We start from the raw sequence: 17,783 nt of genomic DNA, 5'->3' as shown, positions 1-17,783 counted from the left end.
AAACTATTTTCTCAAATCCAGAGATTTGTATTCGCAACCCTCTGGTCCGCAATATTTTCCAACGTATACTGCTTTTGGTCTGTAAAGTGCAGGCTTTGGTGCAGCTTCTGCAAATTTTTCTTCGATGATATGTGCAGCCCATCCAACTACTCTTGATATTGCAAAAATTGGAGTATTGAGATCCATTGGTATCTTTAGCATATAGTAAAGAGATGCACTGTACAAATCCACATTTGGATAGATGTCTTTTCCTTTTTGTTTTTTCATTTCTTCAATTGTAGTTGTTTCTACTTTTTCTGTAATTGCATACCATGGGTCCCCCGTCTTTGCAGCAAGTTTTCTTGATAATTCTTTAAGAACCTGTGCTCTAGGATCATATGTTTTGTATACTGCATGACCCATGCCCATAATTCTTTCACCTTTACTCATTTTTTCTTTAATCCACGGAACAACATTATCTATTGTACCAATTTCTAAAAGCATCTTCATCACTTCTGTATTTGCACCCCCATGAAGTTCTCCACTTAATGCACCGATTGCTGCACTTGTTGCTGAATACATATGTGCTCTAGTTGATGCAACTTGTCTTGCAACAAATGTAGATGCGTTAAACGTATGTTCTGCATGAAGAATTAAACAAGTATCGAAAATCTTTTCAATCTCGTCGTCTGGTTTTTCACCTGACATCATATACAAAAAATTTGCCGCATGATCTAAATTTGGATCAGGATCTACTATATCTAATCCGTCTCTTACTCTTTGCCAACTCGCAATTATAGTTGGTACTTTAGCAATTAGATTGATTGCTCGGTCATAACTTGCTTCTTTAGTTGCAAATTCTTCATCATAATACCCAGCTAGTGCTGCCACAAATGCTTGTAGCATGTCCATAGGATCTGCATCTTTTCTCCAATTTCCCATGTTTATCTGCATTCTTTTTGTAATCCATCTGGCATCGCTTAATTTGGATTTAAATTCTAACAATTGCTCTTTGGTTGGCAAAGCATCATGCAATAACAAATATGCTGTTTCTTCAAAACTTGATCTTTTTGTGAGTTCTAATATGTCATAGCCACGATAAATCAGCTTGCCTTTTTCTCCATCTATGTTTGAGATTCTGGTATCTGCAACCTCAATTCCACGTAAGCCTATGTTTTTTGTCTCCACATCTTTACTTTGTGAAATCTTTTATTATATTTATGCGAAAAACACGTCTATGAAATTTAGTAATTAGTCTAATCTGACAACTCTGGCTCATAAATGATTATTTTTTGATAAAAATTATGAATCCCTCAGAAAGAGAACTTTTAGAGAAACTCGATAATCTTGTTTTAACTGCATCTGAAGACGAATTACTAAAAATTCAAGAGATTGATATTCAAACTCAACTAGATGGTGTATCATTTTATGATGCATTTGTAAATTCCACATCTTTAGCAAATCAAAGCATAAAACAAGAATCACGTGAATCTCAGTAGATTTCATTCTTGATTTAAATGAGGGCATGTAAGTGAATCGACAATAATGGTTTCATCAAAGACAAAAAAAATTGTAAAACCTACAAAGAAAAAAATAGTGAAAAAAACAAAACCTACTCAACAAAGAACCAAAGTAATTTGTATATCTCATAAAGAAGATGCAGACGGAATTAGTTCAGCAGCTTTGATTAGACAAGCATTTGGCGGTGATTCTGTTTTAGTTGATTATCCAGGCCAGATGGAAGCTATCCAGAAAGTTTGTGCAGATGAAAAATTAAAGTCTCTATACATTTGTGATTTAGGCCTGAGCAAAAAGAATCAAGATGAGTTTGTTGAACTACTAAAAACTCTAAAAAAGAATCATGTATCTGTAACCTACATTGATCATCATGATATTGATCCAGAAATTACAAAAGCTCTAGAAAAAATTAAAGTTAAAATGATTCATGACATCAACGAATGTACCACAGTTCAAGTCTATAATGCATTTAAATCAAAACTCTCTGATCATGCTCCATTCATTGCAGCATGTGCAGCTATTACCGATTATATGGAAGATAGGCCAATTGGTTCCAAATTACTTCAAATCTATGATAGGCAATTTGCTTTAATCAACGCAACTGTTCTTACCTACAACATAGTGGGACATCAAAAAGATCCTGATTACTTGTTGTATTTAGTAGAGGAATTGGCAGAATCTAAATTCCCACATGAAATTCCCAATACTTTTGAGTTTGCACAAATTCAGGTTGACAAATTAGCTCAGATAATTGCCAAAGTCAAAAAAGGAATGAAAACCATGAAAAATATTGGATATATGGAAATTATGGACTCTGGAGCAAGCGGTGCTGTTAATTTTGTTTTAGGATTATCTGGAAAAGATGTTGGTGTTGCATACAAAGAACGAGTTGATCACGGCATCTATGCTGTTTCAGTTAGAGGTTCAAAATCTTGTAAAATTCATTTGGGTCAAATTGTTAATCTGCTTGCAACTGAACTTGGAGGCTCTGGTGGGGGACATGATAAAGCATGTGGCGCAGTAATTCCAAAACCCAAAATTAAAAAATTCCTTACAGAATTTAATAAAAAATTGAACTAAATTTAAAATTTAATTATTTTTTATTTAATTTCTACTATTGCATCTATTTCTGTCATTGAGTTGAGTGGCAAGCTTGATACGCCAACTGCAATTCTGGTGTGTTTTCCAACATCGCCAAATATTTCATAAAGTAAATCTGATGCAGCATTGATTATTTTTGGATGTTGTGTGAATTCTGGTACTGAATTCACAAATCCAGATAGTCTTACAAATCTAGAAATTTTCTCTAGATCTCCTAGCTCTTTTTTTAATTGTGCTAGTATGTTTATTGCGCAAATTCTTGCTGATTTTTGTGCAGTTTCAATATTTTCATCTGACACTTTTCCTGTAAATACTACTTTTCCATCTTGTAATGGAATTTGTCCTGAAACATATAACAAATTCCCAGTTTTTACTAGTGGGATATATGAACCAGCGGGGGTTGGCGGAACTGGAATGTTTATTCCAATTGATTTTATTTTTTCCTCTATCATGAATTATGGTTTAATTCAGATGATTTTAGTTTTTACTTATTTTTATGATGACCTTTTCGCCTTTGGTTTGATTATTTTGATATACTGTTCTTGTTTTGAATCCTTGTTTTTGAAGACAACCGTCTAAGACATATGCCCATGGCAAAGAATGCCCGCTGTTTAATTTTGATTCAATTGTTATGTTTTTGGTATTTGCATCAAAATTTACATGTCCTGAACACATAATTTGTAATGCCGCATCAATAATTTCGATAATTTCATCTAGTGATTTGTTTTTTAAATGAATCCCGTTTTTTTCAAGTAGTTTGAGCATATCTAGATCGGGTTTTTTTGAAACCATGATTGAATTTAGAATGTATGTCAATCCATTTTCATTTATAATTCGAATAATTTTGTATACTTCCTGTGCTTCATTTTTTGTCATATCTGCAAGAGCATCTGTTTTAACTGAATTCCTCCAAATATCTGCAAAAACTCTATTTTGATTTGCTCCTAATACTTCAGTAGAGGAAAATATCGCCCCTTTTCCATTTTCATCATCAATCATTAATACTTCTGTTTCATCAAATACAAAACAATTTTGTATAATATCTGATGATCTAATTTTTACTTCGTTTGGTATTGCTCTGTATGATTCTGAACCAATTTGAGTTGACGGTAACAATAACTTTACTTCTAAATTTCTACGTAGCACTGAAAGTAATTGTTCTTTACATTCTGCAAGTAATCCTAAACCCCACTGATCAACCATGATGTTGATAGAAGATTTTGATCCATCAACCATCATTCTTAATTGTTCAAGTACGTTGTTTGCGCTAATATGGACATATCTTTTTTCTTCTGACCCTCGTGATTTTCTGCTTTCTTCACTTGCCTTTTTTAAATTTGAAATCAAAGCATTCATTGCATTTACTTTGTTAATTTGTTCATGAATTACTGAATCAAAAGCGTCTTCAGGTGCAGTTGCTGTACACATAATTGGTTTGCTTTTTGAAATAATAACTAATTTTTTGCTTTCTAGCTTTAATAGAGTTGGATATATCTTGGTTCTTGGAAGATCTGAATAATATGCAAGCTCGCTTGCGGATATCGTGCCTTTTGATATGAGGGCAACATATGCCTGAGCCTCGTATTTGCTTAGTCCAAATTCTTCAAGACTTACAGTTAACGCTTGTTCATTTACCATGATTCCCATTTACATCTGATTAGGTAATATTGAAAGCTAAATTCCTTTACACAAATACTCAAAAAAATTCAAAATTGTAACTCTTTGGTGGTGTTACTGCGGTTACTGGTAAAATTGTGACACCGTCCTGAAATATCAAATCTACGTTGAAAATATGGCATGATGGTTAATCCTAATCTTGTTAGAAACGAATGTTCTGGTGTATTCCAGACAGTTACTATTGTTCCTAGACTGGAATATTCTAATTATTTGTTGGGTGATATAATGGATACTTTAAAAAGAAAAAAGGCAGAGATAAAAAAATCAAACCGAGTATATCTAGAACTAGATAATGATGACCATACATGTGTTAGAGCACTTGATTTTGAAAGAACAATTTCATTTTCTTTAGAAATTCTCTCTAAAATACACAAGAAAATTAACTCTATCTCTGGTATTACCAGTATTCCTAAACTTTTACCTTTAATCCCTATGATGCGAACTGTCAGCGCTCAGCTTTATACTTTACTTCCTATTTGCAGTAAAAATCTCTCAGAGTTATCAGTCCACTTAGGTAGTATAATTTTAGATTCTGCAATTCTTACTGAGGCTAGATTTGATTTTAGCCAGTCAAATACTGAATCATCTTTGATCCTAAATGAAGTAAAATTGATGGTGGACTCTAAAATAAATAAGCAGTATCCTAATCTTGATTTTTCTAAAGCATGCAATACTTGAATTTTCTTAACCCTAAAACTGATTTACCAAAAGACATCTCTAATATTCAATCAATATCTGCAAAAATTGAAAAAAAACTATCTGAATCTGGTGTTCAAATTGATAAATTGACTTTGGAGGAATTACAGGATATAAATAAAATTGTTGGATTGGCTAACTTTATGCTTTGTAAATATGAAGATAAAAAAGAAACGCGTTTAATTTTACAGCATTTTGTTTCGATAATAGGCGACTCTGCACAGTCCATGGAAAGCGTTGATGATGATATCTCTGAATTAATTTTATCCGCTGAAGATTCTATTAACAAAGTCAAAAATATGCACTCAAAAATTTCAGAAAAATCTGATCTTGAAAAATCATATCTTGATGAATCTGATGTTGAATCAAAAAATGGTTCATTTAATTTAACCAATTTTACTACACCAATTAACACCTCCAAATACCAAGAAAAATCTCAAGGGGATACTGTACAAGTGATATAGATGAGTTTAGCCCCACAAGAATTAGAAAATAATGCAAGCAAGTATGCTTCTGAGGCAATCAAGTTTGACTCCCAAGGAGCACGAGGCATGGCTATTACTCATTACCAACATGCAATCGATGCGCTTGTAAAACTAATACAACTTTATCCTACTAGCAAACTTAATCCAATTTACAAAGATAGATGTAATTCATACCATAACAGAATAACCGCACTTCAAGAATCACGCGGTGTCGAGCCTGCAGTTGACCCTAACGCTTCTCCTAAAGAACAACAAGCTTCTGTACAAAGACAAACTGATGAAAATGACTTTGAAGATCTTGTAATGAAAGAAAAGCCTAATGTTACTTGGAGTGAAGTTATTGGGCTGGATGATGCAAAGAATGCTTTACGTGAATCCATTGTTTATCCAACAAAAAGACCCGACCTATTTCCTTTAGGCTGGCCAAAAGGAATGCTACTTTATGGTCCACCTGGAACTGGAAAGACTATGTTAGCTGCTGCAACTGCTAATGAAATGGACGGTTACTTCATTAATGTTGATGCAGCATCTATGATGAGTAAATGGTTAGGAGAAGCTGAAAAGAATGTTTCAAAATTATTTGTAATGGCAAGAAAATATGCAGAGAAAGAAGGTAAACCTGTTATTCTTTTTGTAGATGAAGTTGATTCTCTTTTAGGTTCTAGAAATAGTGAAGTTGGTGGAGAAGTAAGAACTAAAAATCAATTCTTAACTGAGATGGATGGTGTTAATGGAAAAGGTAAGGATTTAATGCTTTACGTAATTGGCGCTACAAACAAACCATGGAGTCTTGACTGGCCATTTCTTAGAAGATTCCAAAAAAGAATTTATGTTTCACTTCCAACTCAAGCTGCAAGAGAGAATCTATTTCAACAATATACTGCTCCACTAAAAAACGCTGTTAGAGTCAACGTGGCAGAACTCTCAAAATTGTTTGACGGTTATAGTGCAAGTGATATCAAAGATGTTTGTCAGGCAGCACAAATCAAAGCAGTTCATGAGATATTCAATTCTCCTGATTATCATGAACCAGTAGAAGGTGAAGCTCCAATACAACCACGTGAACTCACAACTGCAGACTTTAAGGCAATAATGGAAAGAAGAAAACCAAGTGTTTCACTTGAAATGGTACGTGCATACCACAAGTGGAGTGAAGAATTCCGCGCCCTTTAAGATCTATTTTATTTTTTTAGCGATCAACCTTCAAAAAACTTAAATCCAGAATCAAAAGTACTCGTCGAGGGTCACAATTACTACAAAGAAATCAGTCCACGCAAACAAGTTTGGGAAGCTAATTTTTGATGATGGCACGGTTTTAGATGGTAAAGGATTTGGTTATTCTACGACTGTTTTTGGTGAAATTGTCTTTAATACTGGAATGGTAGGCTATACTGAGACTCTAACTGATCCATCCTACAGTGGTCAGATTCTTACTCTTACTTACCCACTTGTGGGAAATTATGGTGTTCCTGATCCATCACTTACCGATAAAGATGGAATTTCAACATTCTTTGAATCTAATAAAATCCAAATACGTGGCTTAGTTGTACATGAACTTTCTTTATCTGCTAGCCATTGGAATATGTCTATGACTTTAGATGAGTGGATGTATAATGAAAAAATTCCTGGAATTTCAGGAATTGATACTAGAGCAGTAACAAAAAATCTTCGTCAAGGTGGAGTGAAAATGGCAGCATTAGTAGTTTCTGATACTGAAATTAATGTAGAAGAAGTCAAAAAACAACTTGCCAATGCAACTCATTATAATTCTGAACAATTCATGGATGTAGTATCTACAAAACACGAAGTAGTTTATGGTTCTGAAGAAAAATCTGTTGTTGTAATTGATACTGGTACAAAAAATGCTATACTAAGAAACATCCGTGAATTGGGATACAAAGTGATAAGATTGCCTTGGAATACATCTTTTGAAAAAATAATGTCATATCATCCTAACGGTGTTGTAATTAGCAATGGTCCTGGTGATCCTCAAAATTGTCCAGATACTATTGAAACTGCAAAAAAATTAATTGAAAAAAATATTCCTACTCTTGGAATCTGTTTAGGTGCACAAATTATTGGTCTTGCAGGCAACACTCAAACTTACAAATTAAAATATGGTCATAGAGGACAAAACAAACCGTGTGTTAATTTGGAAAATAATCAAGTCTATGTTACAAGTCAGAATCATGGTTATGGAATAACTCCTGAATCATTGAAAACATCTGAATTTACTTTATGGTTTACAAACGCAGACGATAAAACAGTCGAAGGAATCAAACACAAAAAACAAAATTGTATTGCAGTTCAGTTTCATCCTGAAGCTGCACCTGGACCTTATGATTGTAAATTCGTCTTTGAAGAGCTCAAGAACCTTATGGAGGAAGGCAAATCTGCCAAAAAATGAGTCGATAAAAAAAATTCTTGTACTTGGTAGTGGGGCAATAAAAATCGGAGAAGCCGGCGAGAGTCGCTAAAAACGACCGTCAATTTGACTACTCCGGAAGCCAATGCCTCAAAGCAATACATGAAGATGGACTGCAAAGTATTCTAATCAATCCAAACATTGCAACAATCCAAACAGATACTAGATTTGCAAATAATGTGTATCTGTTACCTGTTAATACTGAGTATGTAGAATCTGTTATCGAAAAGGAAAGACCAGATGGAATTATGTTGGCATATGGTGGTCAAACTGCTCTAAATTGTGGTATTAATCTTGCAGAGGCAGGTATACTGCAAAAGTATGGCGTGAAAGTATTAGGTACACAAATCCCCGGAATTCAAAGAACTGAGGATCGTCAGCTCTTCAAAGACTCTATGACCCAATGTAATGTTCCAGTTCTAAAAAGTAGAACTGTTACTAATTTTAAAGATGCAAAGGAAATAGCTCAGGAACTAGGTTATCCTGTAATTATTCGAGTAGCATATACACTTGGAGGTAAGGGTGGTGGAGTAGCTTACAATGAAATTGAATTACATGAAATTGTAGAGCGTGGATTACGTGCAAGTCTTGTGGGACAAGTTCTAGTTGAAGAATACATTGGACATTGGAAGCAAATAGAGTATGAAGTAATGCAAGATTGGGATGGAAATAATGTTATTGTGTGTAATATGGAAAATGTTCTTTCTATGAAAGTTCACACCGGTGATAATATTGTCGTTGCACCTTCTCAGACAATTAATAATCACGAATATCATATGCTACGAACAGCAGCATTACGTGCTACAAAACATGTTGGAATTGTAGGAGAATGTAATATTCAATATGCATTAGATTCTGATTCTGACCGATATGTTGCAATTGAAATTAATCCAAGATTGTCTCGTTCTTCTGCACTTGCAAGCAAAGCAACTGGATATCCATTAGCATACATGTCTGCCAAAATTGGATTGGGATATACTCTCCCTGAATTAGTTAATAGAATCACCAAATCCACTACTGCTTGTTTTGAACCATCGTTAGATTATATTGTGTGTAAACATCCTAGATGGGATTTTGGTAAATTTGATCTTGTAAAACGAAAACTTGGTCCTACAATGAAATCAGTTGGTGAAGTTATGGCAGTGGGAAGAAGCTTTGAGGAATCATTACAAAAAGCAATACGTATGCTTGACATTGGAAATGACGGACTTGTTTTAAACAGAGCAAACATGAAAACATTTGATGAAGAGCAAATAGAAGATAAACTATCTCATCCTGATGATTTGATTTTGTATTATGTTGCAGCTGCCCTCAAAATTGGAATTTCAGTTGAAAGAATTTACAAATTATCTTCAATTGATCCATGGTTTATTGAAAAGATCAAAAACATCGTAGATGTAGAATCTAAATTAAAACAAGAAGAACTTTCAACTCCTTTACTTTGGGAGTCAAAAAAATTGGGATTCTCTGATAAGCAAATTGCTCGTGCTAAAGATAAATCTCCTGAAGAAGTACGTGAAATACGCAAAAAAGCAGGGGTTTTACCATCTGTAAAGCAAATTGATACGCTTGCAGCTGAATGGCCAGCGGTCACAAATTACCTATATCTGACATATGGTGGGAATCAAAATGATATTACCGTTAATCCTGATGAAAAAGGAGTAATTGTACTAGGTGCTGGACCATATCGTATTGGCAGTAGTGTAGAATTTGATTGGGGCACTGTAAACATGGTTTGGGGTTTGCAAGAAAATGGAGAAAAAAATGTTTCAGTAGTAAATTGTAATCCTGAAACCGTTTCAACTGATTATGATATTTGCAGTAGATTGTATTTTGAAGAATTGACTTTGGAGAGAATTTTAGATATTGCTGAATTTGAAAACCCAAAAGGAATTATCACATGTGTTGGAGGCCAAACTGCAAATAATCTTACATTGGGTCTTGCAAAACTGGGTGTTAACATTATGGGTACTAGTGCAAATGATGTTGATAGAGCAGAAGACCGTTCTAAATTTAGTGCTGAATTAGATAAATTACACATTCAACAACCTCGATGGCAGGCATTTTCAAATGTTGTAGAAGCCAAAAACTTTGCAAATGATGTAGGATTCCCCGTAATTGTTAGACCTTCCTATGTGTTGTCTGGAGCTGCAATGAAAGTTGTCTGGTCTCAAGATGAACTAAAAAAATATGTTAAGGAAGCAACTGATGTATCTCCTGATCATCCTGTAGTGATTTCAAAATTCATGTTAAATTCACTTGAAGTTGATGTTGATGGAGTTAGTAATGGCACTGATGTAATAATTGGAGCAATAGTTGAACACATTGAAAGCGCAGGCGTTCACTCTGGTGATGCTATGATGTGTATTCCTCCATGGCGATTAAACAATAAAACTATTGATACCATAACTGAATATTCTATAAAGATTGCAAAAACATTTAATGTTAAGGGGCCATTCAATTTACAATTTTTAATCCATGATGATCATGTCTATGTAATTGAATTAAACATAAGAGCATCACGTTCTATGCCATTTGTATCTAAACTTGTTAAGACAAATCTAATTATGCTTGCGGCAAAGGCAATCTTGGGTAAGCCACTACCTAAAATGCCTGAAAATAAATGGCAAAAAATTCACAACTTTGGAATCAAAGTACCACAGTTCTCATTTATGCAATTAGAGGGAGCAGATATTACATTAGGTGTCGAGATGCAATCAACTGGTGAGGTTGCATGCTTTGGTACGAGTTTTTACGATGCACTAGCCAAAGGACTTACTTCTGCAGGGTATACTCTTCCTAAAACAGGTACTGCGCTAGTAACTGTTGGTGGTTCTCAAAACAAAGAAAAATTACTACAACCTATTGCGCGATTAAAGGGTCTTGGATTTAAAATCGTAGCAACAGAACACACTGCAGAATTTTTTGAAGAAAAAATAGGTGATATTGAAGTTGTACATAAAATATCTGAGCCTACAAGAAAACCAAACATTGCGGATTTACTCTATGATAGAAAGATAGATTTCATCATAAATATTCCAAGTACATCAACACTTGAAAAATATGTTGGAATGCTTGAAGATGAATATCAAATTAGACGAAAATCTTTGGAATTAGGGATTCCTGTTCTTACTACCATTGAACTTGCTGATTCTTTTGTAAAGACTCTGGAATGGCTTAAAGATAATAAAACAACCAGAGACCCAATAGAACCATATGATAAAATTGATTAATCTTAAGAAATGAATTTTATAATTTTATTTTGAATTTCATTTATGTTGAAATATTTTCTTGATGTATATTTCATAATACTTGATCAATCATTGATTCGTCCCCAATAATCGTCCCATCTAACGTAATTATTTTAGCCGTTGATACATGTTTGATTCTTTCTATTATTGGTGAAATGGATTTTTTATATTTTTTTTTATGTGTTGCATAAAAATATCTGTTAAATGATGGAATTATCGTAATCTCTATGTCTCCCGATTTGTTTGGAAAAATATTTTGTTTTTCTGTTTTCATTGTCACCCAAACTCTTTGTCCATTTAATAATGAATCCTCTTGAAAAAATACTGGATGTACATGACCCATTATAATTTTGTCAACATGAGAAAAATTCTTTGAAGGCATTGTATGTCCGTGTGTAAGTAAAATGTTTTCTTCTACCATTCCAGTAGCACTGATCATTGAAATGTTTTCAGGAATAAGTCTCTGAATATTTGCATCATGATTTCCAGGAATTAATGTTATGTGACATTTTTCTTGGATTTTTTTAAAAAATAATGGAACATCATCCCATTCGCTCTTTGAAATATTTTTAATACTTGATTTTACATCCCCTAGTAAAATCAGAGAATCTGGTTTTTCTAATTCAATTACATCTAATAATTCTGATATTGTTTCATTGATAGAAGAATTCTTTCCAATAAAAATTTCATTTGATGCAAATATGCTTTCAAAACCAATATGGATATCTGTTATTATGAGATTCTTTTTTTCTCCTTCTAAAACCATTATTGGTTTTAATGGCATTATTCTTGTTTTTGGCATCAAAGATATACGATGGACTTTGGATTAAATTCTTGTGAACAAAGATTCTGAGAGAATTAAATCTGTTGTTTCTGAAAATCGAGTTAAATTACATCTCTTTGAACCAAGTCAAAGAAAGATTTGGACAGTAGTAGGAAAAAGCAAGGAGCATTGGTTAGATCCTGATGCCGAGTATTGTTCATGCAATGGGTATTATTTTGGACGATTAAATGAAAAAACAACTTGCTATCATTTGGAATCTGTGTATTTAGCACAACGAGAAAACAAAATTGAAAAAATTATCTTTTCTGATGATGAGTATAGTGTTTTTCTTTCAGGATTGATTTCTGATTTATAATAATACTAAATTAGAACTTGTTAATAACCAGGAAAAAATACCAAATAATTATGGATGAGAATCAATACAATTCATTAATTGAAAAAATTGCAACAATGATGGAATCTGATGGAATTTCTGTTGATGAACAAAATGTTCAGAAACTTCAAAAATACAAAGACGATGTAAAATCAAATTCAAATCTAAACGAAGATGATTCATTAAAATTGGTTTACGAATCACTACTTTATTTAAAATTAAAAAATTCTGATTCTGGTGATCCACTTCAAAAAGGCGATGAGTTTGGGGCTGGATTTTCTTAAGTTTATCCTAGTGAAACAGTATCGATATCATCTTTAGAAACCCCTTTCCATAACCCTATCATTCCTTCTGGTTTTACTTGTTCAACTTTGGTTATGTGTTGAATTTTTATATGATCTGGTGTAGGTGGCATCCAAAGCATAGCCATGTAATCACCAACATTTCCAACTTTGTTTGGAACTGCCATTATGATCTTCTCCTTCGAGAATCCTTTTGAGACTAGGGCTGTGATTGCTTTTTCTTGTAGATCCATTCGTCCATGTGTGAATAGATAGACGTTTTTTTGATTGTCAATTTCTACCATATCTTCTTTGAAGTCTTATGCTAAATCAATCTTTCCTGATCCACTGCCTACCAAAAAGGGTTAAATTAGAATAAACAAAATTTTGTACTGTGAAGATATTTACTGTTGGAAGCAAATCCTTTGTTACGAGCTTTCAGTTAGCTGGTGTACCTGGTGTGATATCTGATTCTCCTAAAAAGACATTAGACGAAATCAAAAAACTAACTGATGATTCTGACGTTGGATTAGTATTGGTAAGTGATGACATGACTGAATCTATCAGTGATGAACTAACCAAGCTTCGTGCAGAAAAATCCACTCTAGTCTTTGCATTACCTTCAGCAGGAAGTGAAAAATCTGAAGTTGATTATAGATTAATGCTCAAAAAGATACTTGGTGTATAATTTAATCTACTTATATTCAATATTCTAAAGTTTTGATATGAAAACTGCATCTGTCAAGGAACCATCTGTTATTTCAATTAACGAAACAGAACAGCCGCTTTTGAGTTCTGGTGATATTTTGGTTCAAATGCATGCATGTGGGATTTGTGGGTCTGATCTGGAAAAAGTATTTGGGGAATATGGACAACCATCAATGCGACTAGGTCATGAACCTGCAGGAATTGTGCTGGACGTTGGTTCTAATGTTACTGCATTTAAAAAAGGAGATAGAGTATTTACTCATCATCATGTACCATGTTACTCTTGTCACTTATGTAATCATGGTAATGAAACAATGTGTCCAAAATATTATGAAACAAATCTATCTCCATGTGGTTTATCTGAAGAGTATGTTGTACCACAATGGAATGTAGACCACGGTGGTGTGCTAAATATTCCTGATTCTATGAGTTTTGAAGAAGCTGCAATGATTGAACCATTAGCATGTTGTGTTAGGGCATGGACAAAATACTCTTATCGTGAAGGAGATTCTGTTGCTATTTTTGGCGTTGGACCAACTGGAATGATGCACGTAATGCTTGCTAAATCCAAAAAATTCTCAAAGATTTTCTGCTTTGATGTTAATGAATTTCGATTGAAATTTGCAAAAAAATTTAACATTACTGATTCAATCCACTCTCTTGACGAAAAACGAAAAGAAAAAATTTTAGATCATACTGAAGGACGTGGTGTAGATGTTGCAATTGTTGCAACTAGCAGTCTAAAAGCATTAGACGATGCAATAGACATGGTACGAAAAGGTGGCGCTGTTATGATGTTTGGTGTTCCTTCGAAAGACTCTAAAATCATTTTAGATATGAATAAAATTTATTCTAAAGAAATTACTCTGGTAACAAGTTATGCTGCATCTGATAATGATACTAAGGAAGCTCTCAAACTGATAGAGTCATCTGAAATAGATGTGAAACAATTGGTTACTCATACATATACAATTTCGGAGTCTCAAAAAGCATTTGATCATGCTAAAAGTGGAGATAATGCAATGAAAATAATTATCACAAAATAAGAAAGGCTTAAGAAAGGTATTTTTATTCTTTCAAAAACGAAGATACATGGATTGGGGATTAAAAAATAGAATTTCACAAATAATTAAACCACAAAATAATCGCGCATTAATGTTAGCAGTTGATCATGGATACTTTTTAGGCCCAACTGAAAAATTAGAAAACCCGAAAAAAGTAATTGAACCACTATTGAAATATTGTGATTCACTAATGCTCACACGTGGTGTACAGCGAACTTCAGTTCCAACCTCTACTAATGTACCGATGGTTTTACGTGTCTCTGGAGGCTCTAGTATTATTGGTGAAGACTTGTCAAAAGAAGAGATCACCGTTAGTATCAAAGATGCTATCCGACTAAATGCCAGTGCCCTTGCAATGTCTATCTTTGTTGGATCAAAATATGAACATCAAACAATTGTAAATCTTGGAAAATTAGTTAATGAAGCTGAAGAATACGGAATTCCTGTACTTGCAGTTACTGCCGTAGGTAAAGAACTTGGTAAAGATGCTAGATATCTTTCATTGGCATGTAGAATTGCTGCAGAACAAGGCGCTCATATTGTTAAAACATACTATTGTGAAAATTTTGAAAAAGTAGTTCAATCTTGTCCAGTCCCAATAATCGTTGCAGGTGGAAAAAAGATTCCTGAACGAGATGCTTTACAATTAACTTACAATGCAATCAAAGGCGGCGCAGTAGGTGTTGATATGGGTCGAAATATCTGGCAATCTGATAATCCCGTAGCAATGATTAGAGCAGTTAGATCTATTGTACATGGAAATTCAAATGTTGATCAAGCCTACAAATTATATCAATCACTTCGAAATGAAAGATCTAATCAAAACAAACCTAATCAAAACAAACCTAATCAAAACAAACCTAATCAAAACAAACCTAATCAAAACAAACCTAATCAAAACAAACCTAATCAAAACAAACCTAATCAAAACAAACCTAATCAAAACAAACCTAATCAAAACAAACCTAATCAAAACAAACCTAATCAAAACAAACCTAATCAAAACAAACCTAATCAAAACAAACCTAATCAAAACAAACCTAATCAAAACAAACCTAATCAAAACAAACCTAATCAAAACAAACCTGTAGTAAATAAAAAATAATTTTATATTTTAGATAAATGAATATGTGCAATTTTCCATGTTGGATACTTTATCAACACGAAAGTTGCTCTCCCATCAATTGAAATATGCTCTCCTGTGAATGCTTTGTTATCGACCAACATTCCTTTTTGTTTTAATTCTAATGCAACCACTGCAGTATCTCCAAATACACTAATCTTTGGATTTTTTATTTGATAGTCATAATCTGAAATACTTACAAATCTTAATTCTTCTAATTCAATTGTAGTTTGAAAATCTTTTAGATCATATGGTGGTAAGTCACTAAAACTTGAAAATTTAGAATCGTTAAGATGAATATTTCTAAGTGATGTAAAGTCCTTTGTCTTTCCTGATTCAAAAAGTGTTTCAATTATTCTAATGATTTCTTCATTTTCAGACAAAATTGTCATTTATGATGTAAGAAATTATCAGTTTAAGTCTTCTGGAGTAACTACGTCTAAAAACACTGGTACTTTTCTGATAATCTTTATTAATTATCTATGCCACAATACTTTTGAATTTCAATGAGCACAAAGACAAGTTACAAGTTGGGTGTTTTATCACTAGTTAATCTAGTGCTGTAAAACGTGCTCAGAATTTTAACACATTAAAATTATGGAGAAAGATTTGATTGAATAAAATGGAAACTATGACAGGCGCCAGAGCATTAATGGTAGCTATGGAAAAAGAAGGGGTCAAAGAAGTATTTGGCTTACCTGGCGGTGCAAACCTTCCAATGTATGATGAATTTGCAAGATGTGATATTAGACATATTTTGGTAAGACACGAGCAATCTGCAGCACATATGGCTGATGGATTTGGTAGAGTAAGTAGAAAACCAGGAGTGTGTTTTGCTACATCTGGACCTGGCGCTACTAACATTCTAACTGGTATTGCCACTGCCCAAGCTGATTCTTCTCCAATGATTGCAGTTACAGGTCAAGTTCCAGTAGCAATGATTGGAAAAGATGCTTTTCAGGAAAGTGATATCATTGGTATGGCAAACCCTGTTGTAAAATATGCATTTCAACCAAGAACTCCTGGAGATATCCCAGAAATGGTCAGAAAAGGATTTTACATTGCAGAGACAGGTAGACCAGGACCTGTCTTAATTGACGTCCCAAAAGATGTCCAACAAAAAGAGGCATCCATGGTTTTTCCTGATGAATTCAAAATTCGTGGTTATCATCCATGGACTGATCCTGATATCATGCATGTTGAAAGAGCAATTGAGATGTTGCTTAGTGCAGAAAGACCAATTATTTTAGCTGGTGGTGGTACAATTATTTCATCAGCATTTGCTGAATTACAATCTATTGCTGAATTACTTATGATCCCAGTTGTTACTACATTCAAAGGAAAAGGTGCATTTCCTGAAAATCATCCGTTATCATTAGGTCCAATCGGAATGCATGGTCACGCGGAAGCAAATAAAATGATGACTGAAGCTGATTGTGTTTTAGCTATAGGCACACGATTTTCTGATAGGTCTGTTGGAACATTCGAAGCCTTTGAGAAGAGGCTAAAAATTATTCATATGGATGTGGACCCAGCTGAAATTGGTAAAAATCAAACAACATCTGTTGCAGTGGTAGGTGATGTACGTGCATCACTTAGAATCATGGTTAAAATGCTTATGCAAAAAGCTGTTAAAAGAAACGAAGAAAATATTTGGATCAAACATGTTAAAGAAACCAAAGCATACTGGAAAGAACATTTAAAATTACATCCAGGTGAAATGGGTGCTGCAAAAATATTGAGAAAACTTAGAGAAGTTTTACCACGTGATTCTATTGTAACTACTGAAGTAGGTCAACATCAAATGTGGGCATCTTTATTTTATGATGTAATTCAACCTGGTACTTTCTTTAGTTCTACTGGACTTGGAACTATGGGATGGGGATTTCCAGCTGCAATCGGTGCTAAAGTTGCAAGACCTGATGTTCCTGTAGTGGATATTGCAGGAGATGGTAGTTTTAGTATGACCGAAAATTCACTTGCAACTGCAGTGTTAGAGGATATTCCAGTCATTGTATTTTTATTAAATAATTTTACATTGGGAATGGTCGCACAATGGCAAAGAACTTTCTATAATCGAAGAATGATTGGAGTTGATCAAGGAAAATGTCCAGATTATGTTAAACTTGCAGAATCATACGGTGCTCAAGGTATACGTGCACAATCGATGGATGAATTAGATAAAGCAATAAAGACAGCATTGAAAAGTGATGTTGCAACTGTTATTGATATTCCAATTGATCCTGAAGAAGATGTGTTACCATTTGTAGCTCCAGGAACTTCTCTTGCGGATATGATTCTACCATCTTAGTGATCAT

The 17,783-nt window shown here is 33.8% G+C and carries 19 protein-coding genes and 1 pseudogene; 14 read left to right on the top strand and 6 right to left on the bottom strand.

Translation table 11 applies throughout. The features are described 5' to 3' along the window. Positions 1 to 3: 3 nt before the first annotated feature. Entirely contained in the window at positions 4 to 1,167 is a 1,164-nt protein-coding gene (locus DSQ20_RS06935; protein WP_007550913.1) for a citrate synthase, read from the bottom strand. A 116-nt stretch (positions 1,168 to 1,283) separates the two neighbouring features. Between DSQ20_RS06935 and DSQ20_RS06930 the strand changes: the two genes are divergently transcribed. Continuing rightward, positions 1,284 to 1,478, top strand: coding sequence for a hypothetical protein (locus DSQ20_RS06930; RefSeq protein WP_179365078.1), 195 nt, complete (start codon positions 1,284 to 1,286; stop codon positions 1,476 to 1,478). Positions 1,479 to 1,524: 46 nt separating this feature from the next. After that, entirely contained in the window at positions 1,525 to 2,577 is a 1,053-nt protein-coding gene (locus DSQ20_RS06925; RefSeq protein WP_179365077.1) for a DHHA1 domain-containing protein, read from the top strand. A gap of 20 nt (positions 2,578 to 2,597) precedes the next feature. On the opposite strand, the gene DSQ20_RS06920 is transcribed toward DSQ20_RS06925, so the two are convergent. After that, positions 2,598 to 3,050, bottom strand: a complete 453-nt coding sequence (locus DSQ20_RS06920) for a RidA family protein (RefSeq protein WP_179365076.1) — start codon at positions 3,048 to 3,050, stop codon at positions 2,598 to 2,600. A gap of 25 nt (positions 3,051 to 3,075) precedes the next feature. Then, positions 3,076 to 4,236: a TrmB family transcriptional regulator gene (locus DSQ20_RS06915; RefSeq protein ID WP_179365075.1), complete on the bottom strand. Its 1,161-nt coding sequence runs from the start codon at positions 4,234 to 4,236 to the stop codon at positions 3,076 to 3,078. Positions 4,237 to 4,395: 159 nt separating this feature from the next. On the opposite strand from DSQ20_RS06915, the gene DSQ20_RS06910 reads away from it, so the two are divergent. The 5 genes from DSQ20_RS06910 to carB all read left to right on the top strand — a co-directional run bounded on the left by DSQ20_RS06910 (position 4,396) and on the right by carB (position 11,114). Next, entirely contained in the window at positions 4,396 to 4,953 is a 558-nt protein-coding gene (locus tag DSQ20_RS06910) for a hypothetical protein (protein WP_179365074.1), read from the top strand. Then, positions 4,941 to 5,435 (top strand): hypothetical protein, encoded by a 495-nt coding sequence (locus DSQ20_RS06905; protein WP_179365073.1) that lies wholly within the window; start codon positions 4,941 to 4,943, stop codon positions 5,433 to 5,435. The genes DSQ20_RS06910 and DSQ20_RS06905 overlap by 13 nt, the downstream gene beginning before the upstream one ends. Next, positions 5,436 to 6,629 (top strand): AAA family ATPase, encoded by a 1,194-nt coding sequence (locus DSQ20_RS06900; RefSeq protein WP_179365072.1) that lies wholly within the window; start codon positions 5,436 to 5,438, stop codon positions 6,627 to 6,629. It begins immediately after the preceding gene. A 121-nt stretch (positions 6,630 to 6,750) separates the two neighbouring features. Next, the gene (gene carA / locus DSQ20_RS06895) at positions 6,751 to 7,863 is read left to right on the top strand and encodes a glutamine-hydrolyzing carbamoyl-phosphate synthase small subunit (RefSeq protein WP_179366351.1); all 1,113 of its coding nucleotides are present in this window, start codon (positions 6,751 to 6,753) and stop codon (positions 7,861 to 7,863) included. 116 nt (positions 7,864 to 7,979) lie between these two features. Then, positions 7,980 to 11,114, top strand: a complete 3,135-nt coding sequence (carB, locus tag DSQ20_RS06890) for a carbamoyl-phosphate synthase (glutamine-hydrolyzing) large subunit (protein ID WP_179366350.1) — start codon at positions 7,980 to 7,982, stop codon at positions 11,112 to 11,114. A gap of 70 nt (positions 11,115 to 11,184) precedes the next feature. Here the strand turns inward: carB and DSQ20_RS06885 are convergent, their stop codons facing one another. After that, positions 11,185 to 11,934, bottom strand: coding sequence for a metallophosphoesterase (locus tag DSQ20_RS06885; protein WP_179365071.1), 750 nt, complete (start codon positions 11,932 to 11,934; stop codon positions 11,185 to 11,187). A gap of 34 nt (positions 11,935 to 11,968) precedes the next feature. Between DSQ20_RS06885 and DSQ20_RS06880 the strand changes: the two genes are divergently transcribed. Together DSQ20_RS06880 and DSQ20_RS06875 are read left to right on the top strand one after the other, a co-directional pair. Then, complete coding sequence (locus DSQ20_RS06880; protein WP_007550898.1) at positions 11,969 to 12,271, top strand: hypothetical protein; 303 nt, start codon at positions 11,969 to 11,971, stop codon at positions 12,269 to 12,271. Between the two features lie 50 nt (positions 12,272 to 12,321). Beyond that, positions 12,322 to 12,573, top strand: coding sequence for a hypothetical protein (locus DSQ20_RS06875; RefSeq protein WP_007550897.1), 252 nt, complete (start codon positions 12,322 to 12,324; stop codon positions 12,571 to 12,573). Positions 12,574 to 12,575: 2 nt separating this feature from the next. Here the strand turns inward: DSQ20_RS06875 and DSQ20_RS06870 are convergent, their stop codons facing one another. After that, complete coding sequence (locus DSQ20_RS06870; RefSeq protein ID WP_048109860.1) at positions 12,576 to 12,875, bottom strand: hypothetical protein; 300 nt, start codon at positions 12,873 to 12,875, stop codon at positions 12,576 to 12,578. Positions 12,876 to 12,964: 89 nt separating this feature from the next. Here DSQ20_RS06870 and DSQ20_RS06865 point away from each other — a divergent pair, with 89 nt between their 5' ends. The 4 genes and pseudogenes from DSQ20_RS06865 (at position 12,965) to DSQ20_RS11015 (ending at position 15,433) form a co-directional block, all read left to right on the top strand. After that, positions 12,965 to 13,258 carry a V-type ATP synthase subunit F gene (locus DSQ20_RS06865; protein ID WP_179365070.1) on the top strand — a complete coding sequence of 98 codons (294 nt, stop codon included), beginning with the start codon at positions 12,965 to 12,967 and terminating at the stop codon, positions 13,256 to 13,258. 37 nt (positions 13,259 to 13,295) lie between these two features. Further along, on the top strand, positions 13,296 to 14,324 hold the full coding sequence (locus DSQ20_RS06860) for a zinc-dependent dehydrogenase (protein ID WP_179365069.1): 1,029 nt from the start codon (positions 13,296 to 13,298) through the stop codon (positions 14,322 to 14,324). Positions 14,325 to 14,361: 37 nt separating this feature from the next. After that, positions 14,362 to 15,135: pseudogene (lsrF, locus tag DSQ20_RS06855) on the top strand (3-hydroxy-5-phosphonooxypentane-2,4-dione thiolase); the annotation flags it as partial. Next, positions 15,098 to 15,433, top strand: a complete 336-nt coding sequence (locus tag DSQ20_RS11015) for a pentapeptide repeat-containing protein (RefSeq protein ID WP_370464202.1) — start codon at positions 15,098 to 15,100, stop codon at positions 15,431 to 15,433. The pseudogene lsrF and the gene DSQ20_RS11015, both read left to right, overlap by 38 nt. A gap of 16 nt (positions 15,434 to 15,449) precedes the next feature. Here DSQ20_RS11015 and DSQ20_RS06850 read toward each other — a convergent pair whose 3' ends face one another. Then, the gene (locus DSQ20_RS06850) at positions 15,450 to 15,857 is read right to left on the bottom strand and encodes a nuclear transport factor 2 family protein (protein ID WP_179365067.1); all 408 of its coding nucleotides are present in this window, start codon (positions 15,855 to 15,857) and stop codon (positions 15,450 to 15,452) included. A 230-nt stretch (positions 15,858 to 16,087) separates the two neighbouring features. Between DSQ20_RS06850 and ilvB the strand changes: the two genes are divergently transcribed. Beyond that, entirely contained in the window at positions 16,088 to 17,776 is a 1,689-nt protein-coding gene (gene ilvB / locus DSQ20_RS06845; RefSeq protein ID WP_179366349.1) for a biosynthetic-type acetolactate synthase large subunit, read from the top strand. Positions 17,777 to 17,783 lie beyond the last annotated feature (7 nt).

Source organism: Nitrosarchaeum sp. AC2 (genome assembly GCF_013407385.1).
Classification (GTDB): Archaea; Thermoproteota; Nitrososphaeria; order Nitrososphaerales; family Nitrosopumilaceae; genus Nitrosarchaeum; species Nitrosarchaeum koreense.
Note: the sequence above shows the minus strand (reverse complement) of the source record. Positions and strands in the feature narration are given on the sequence as shown.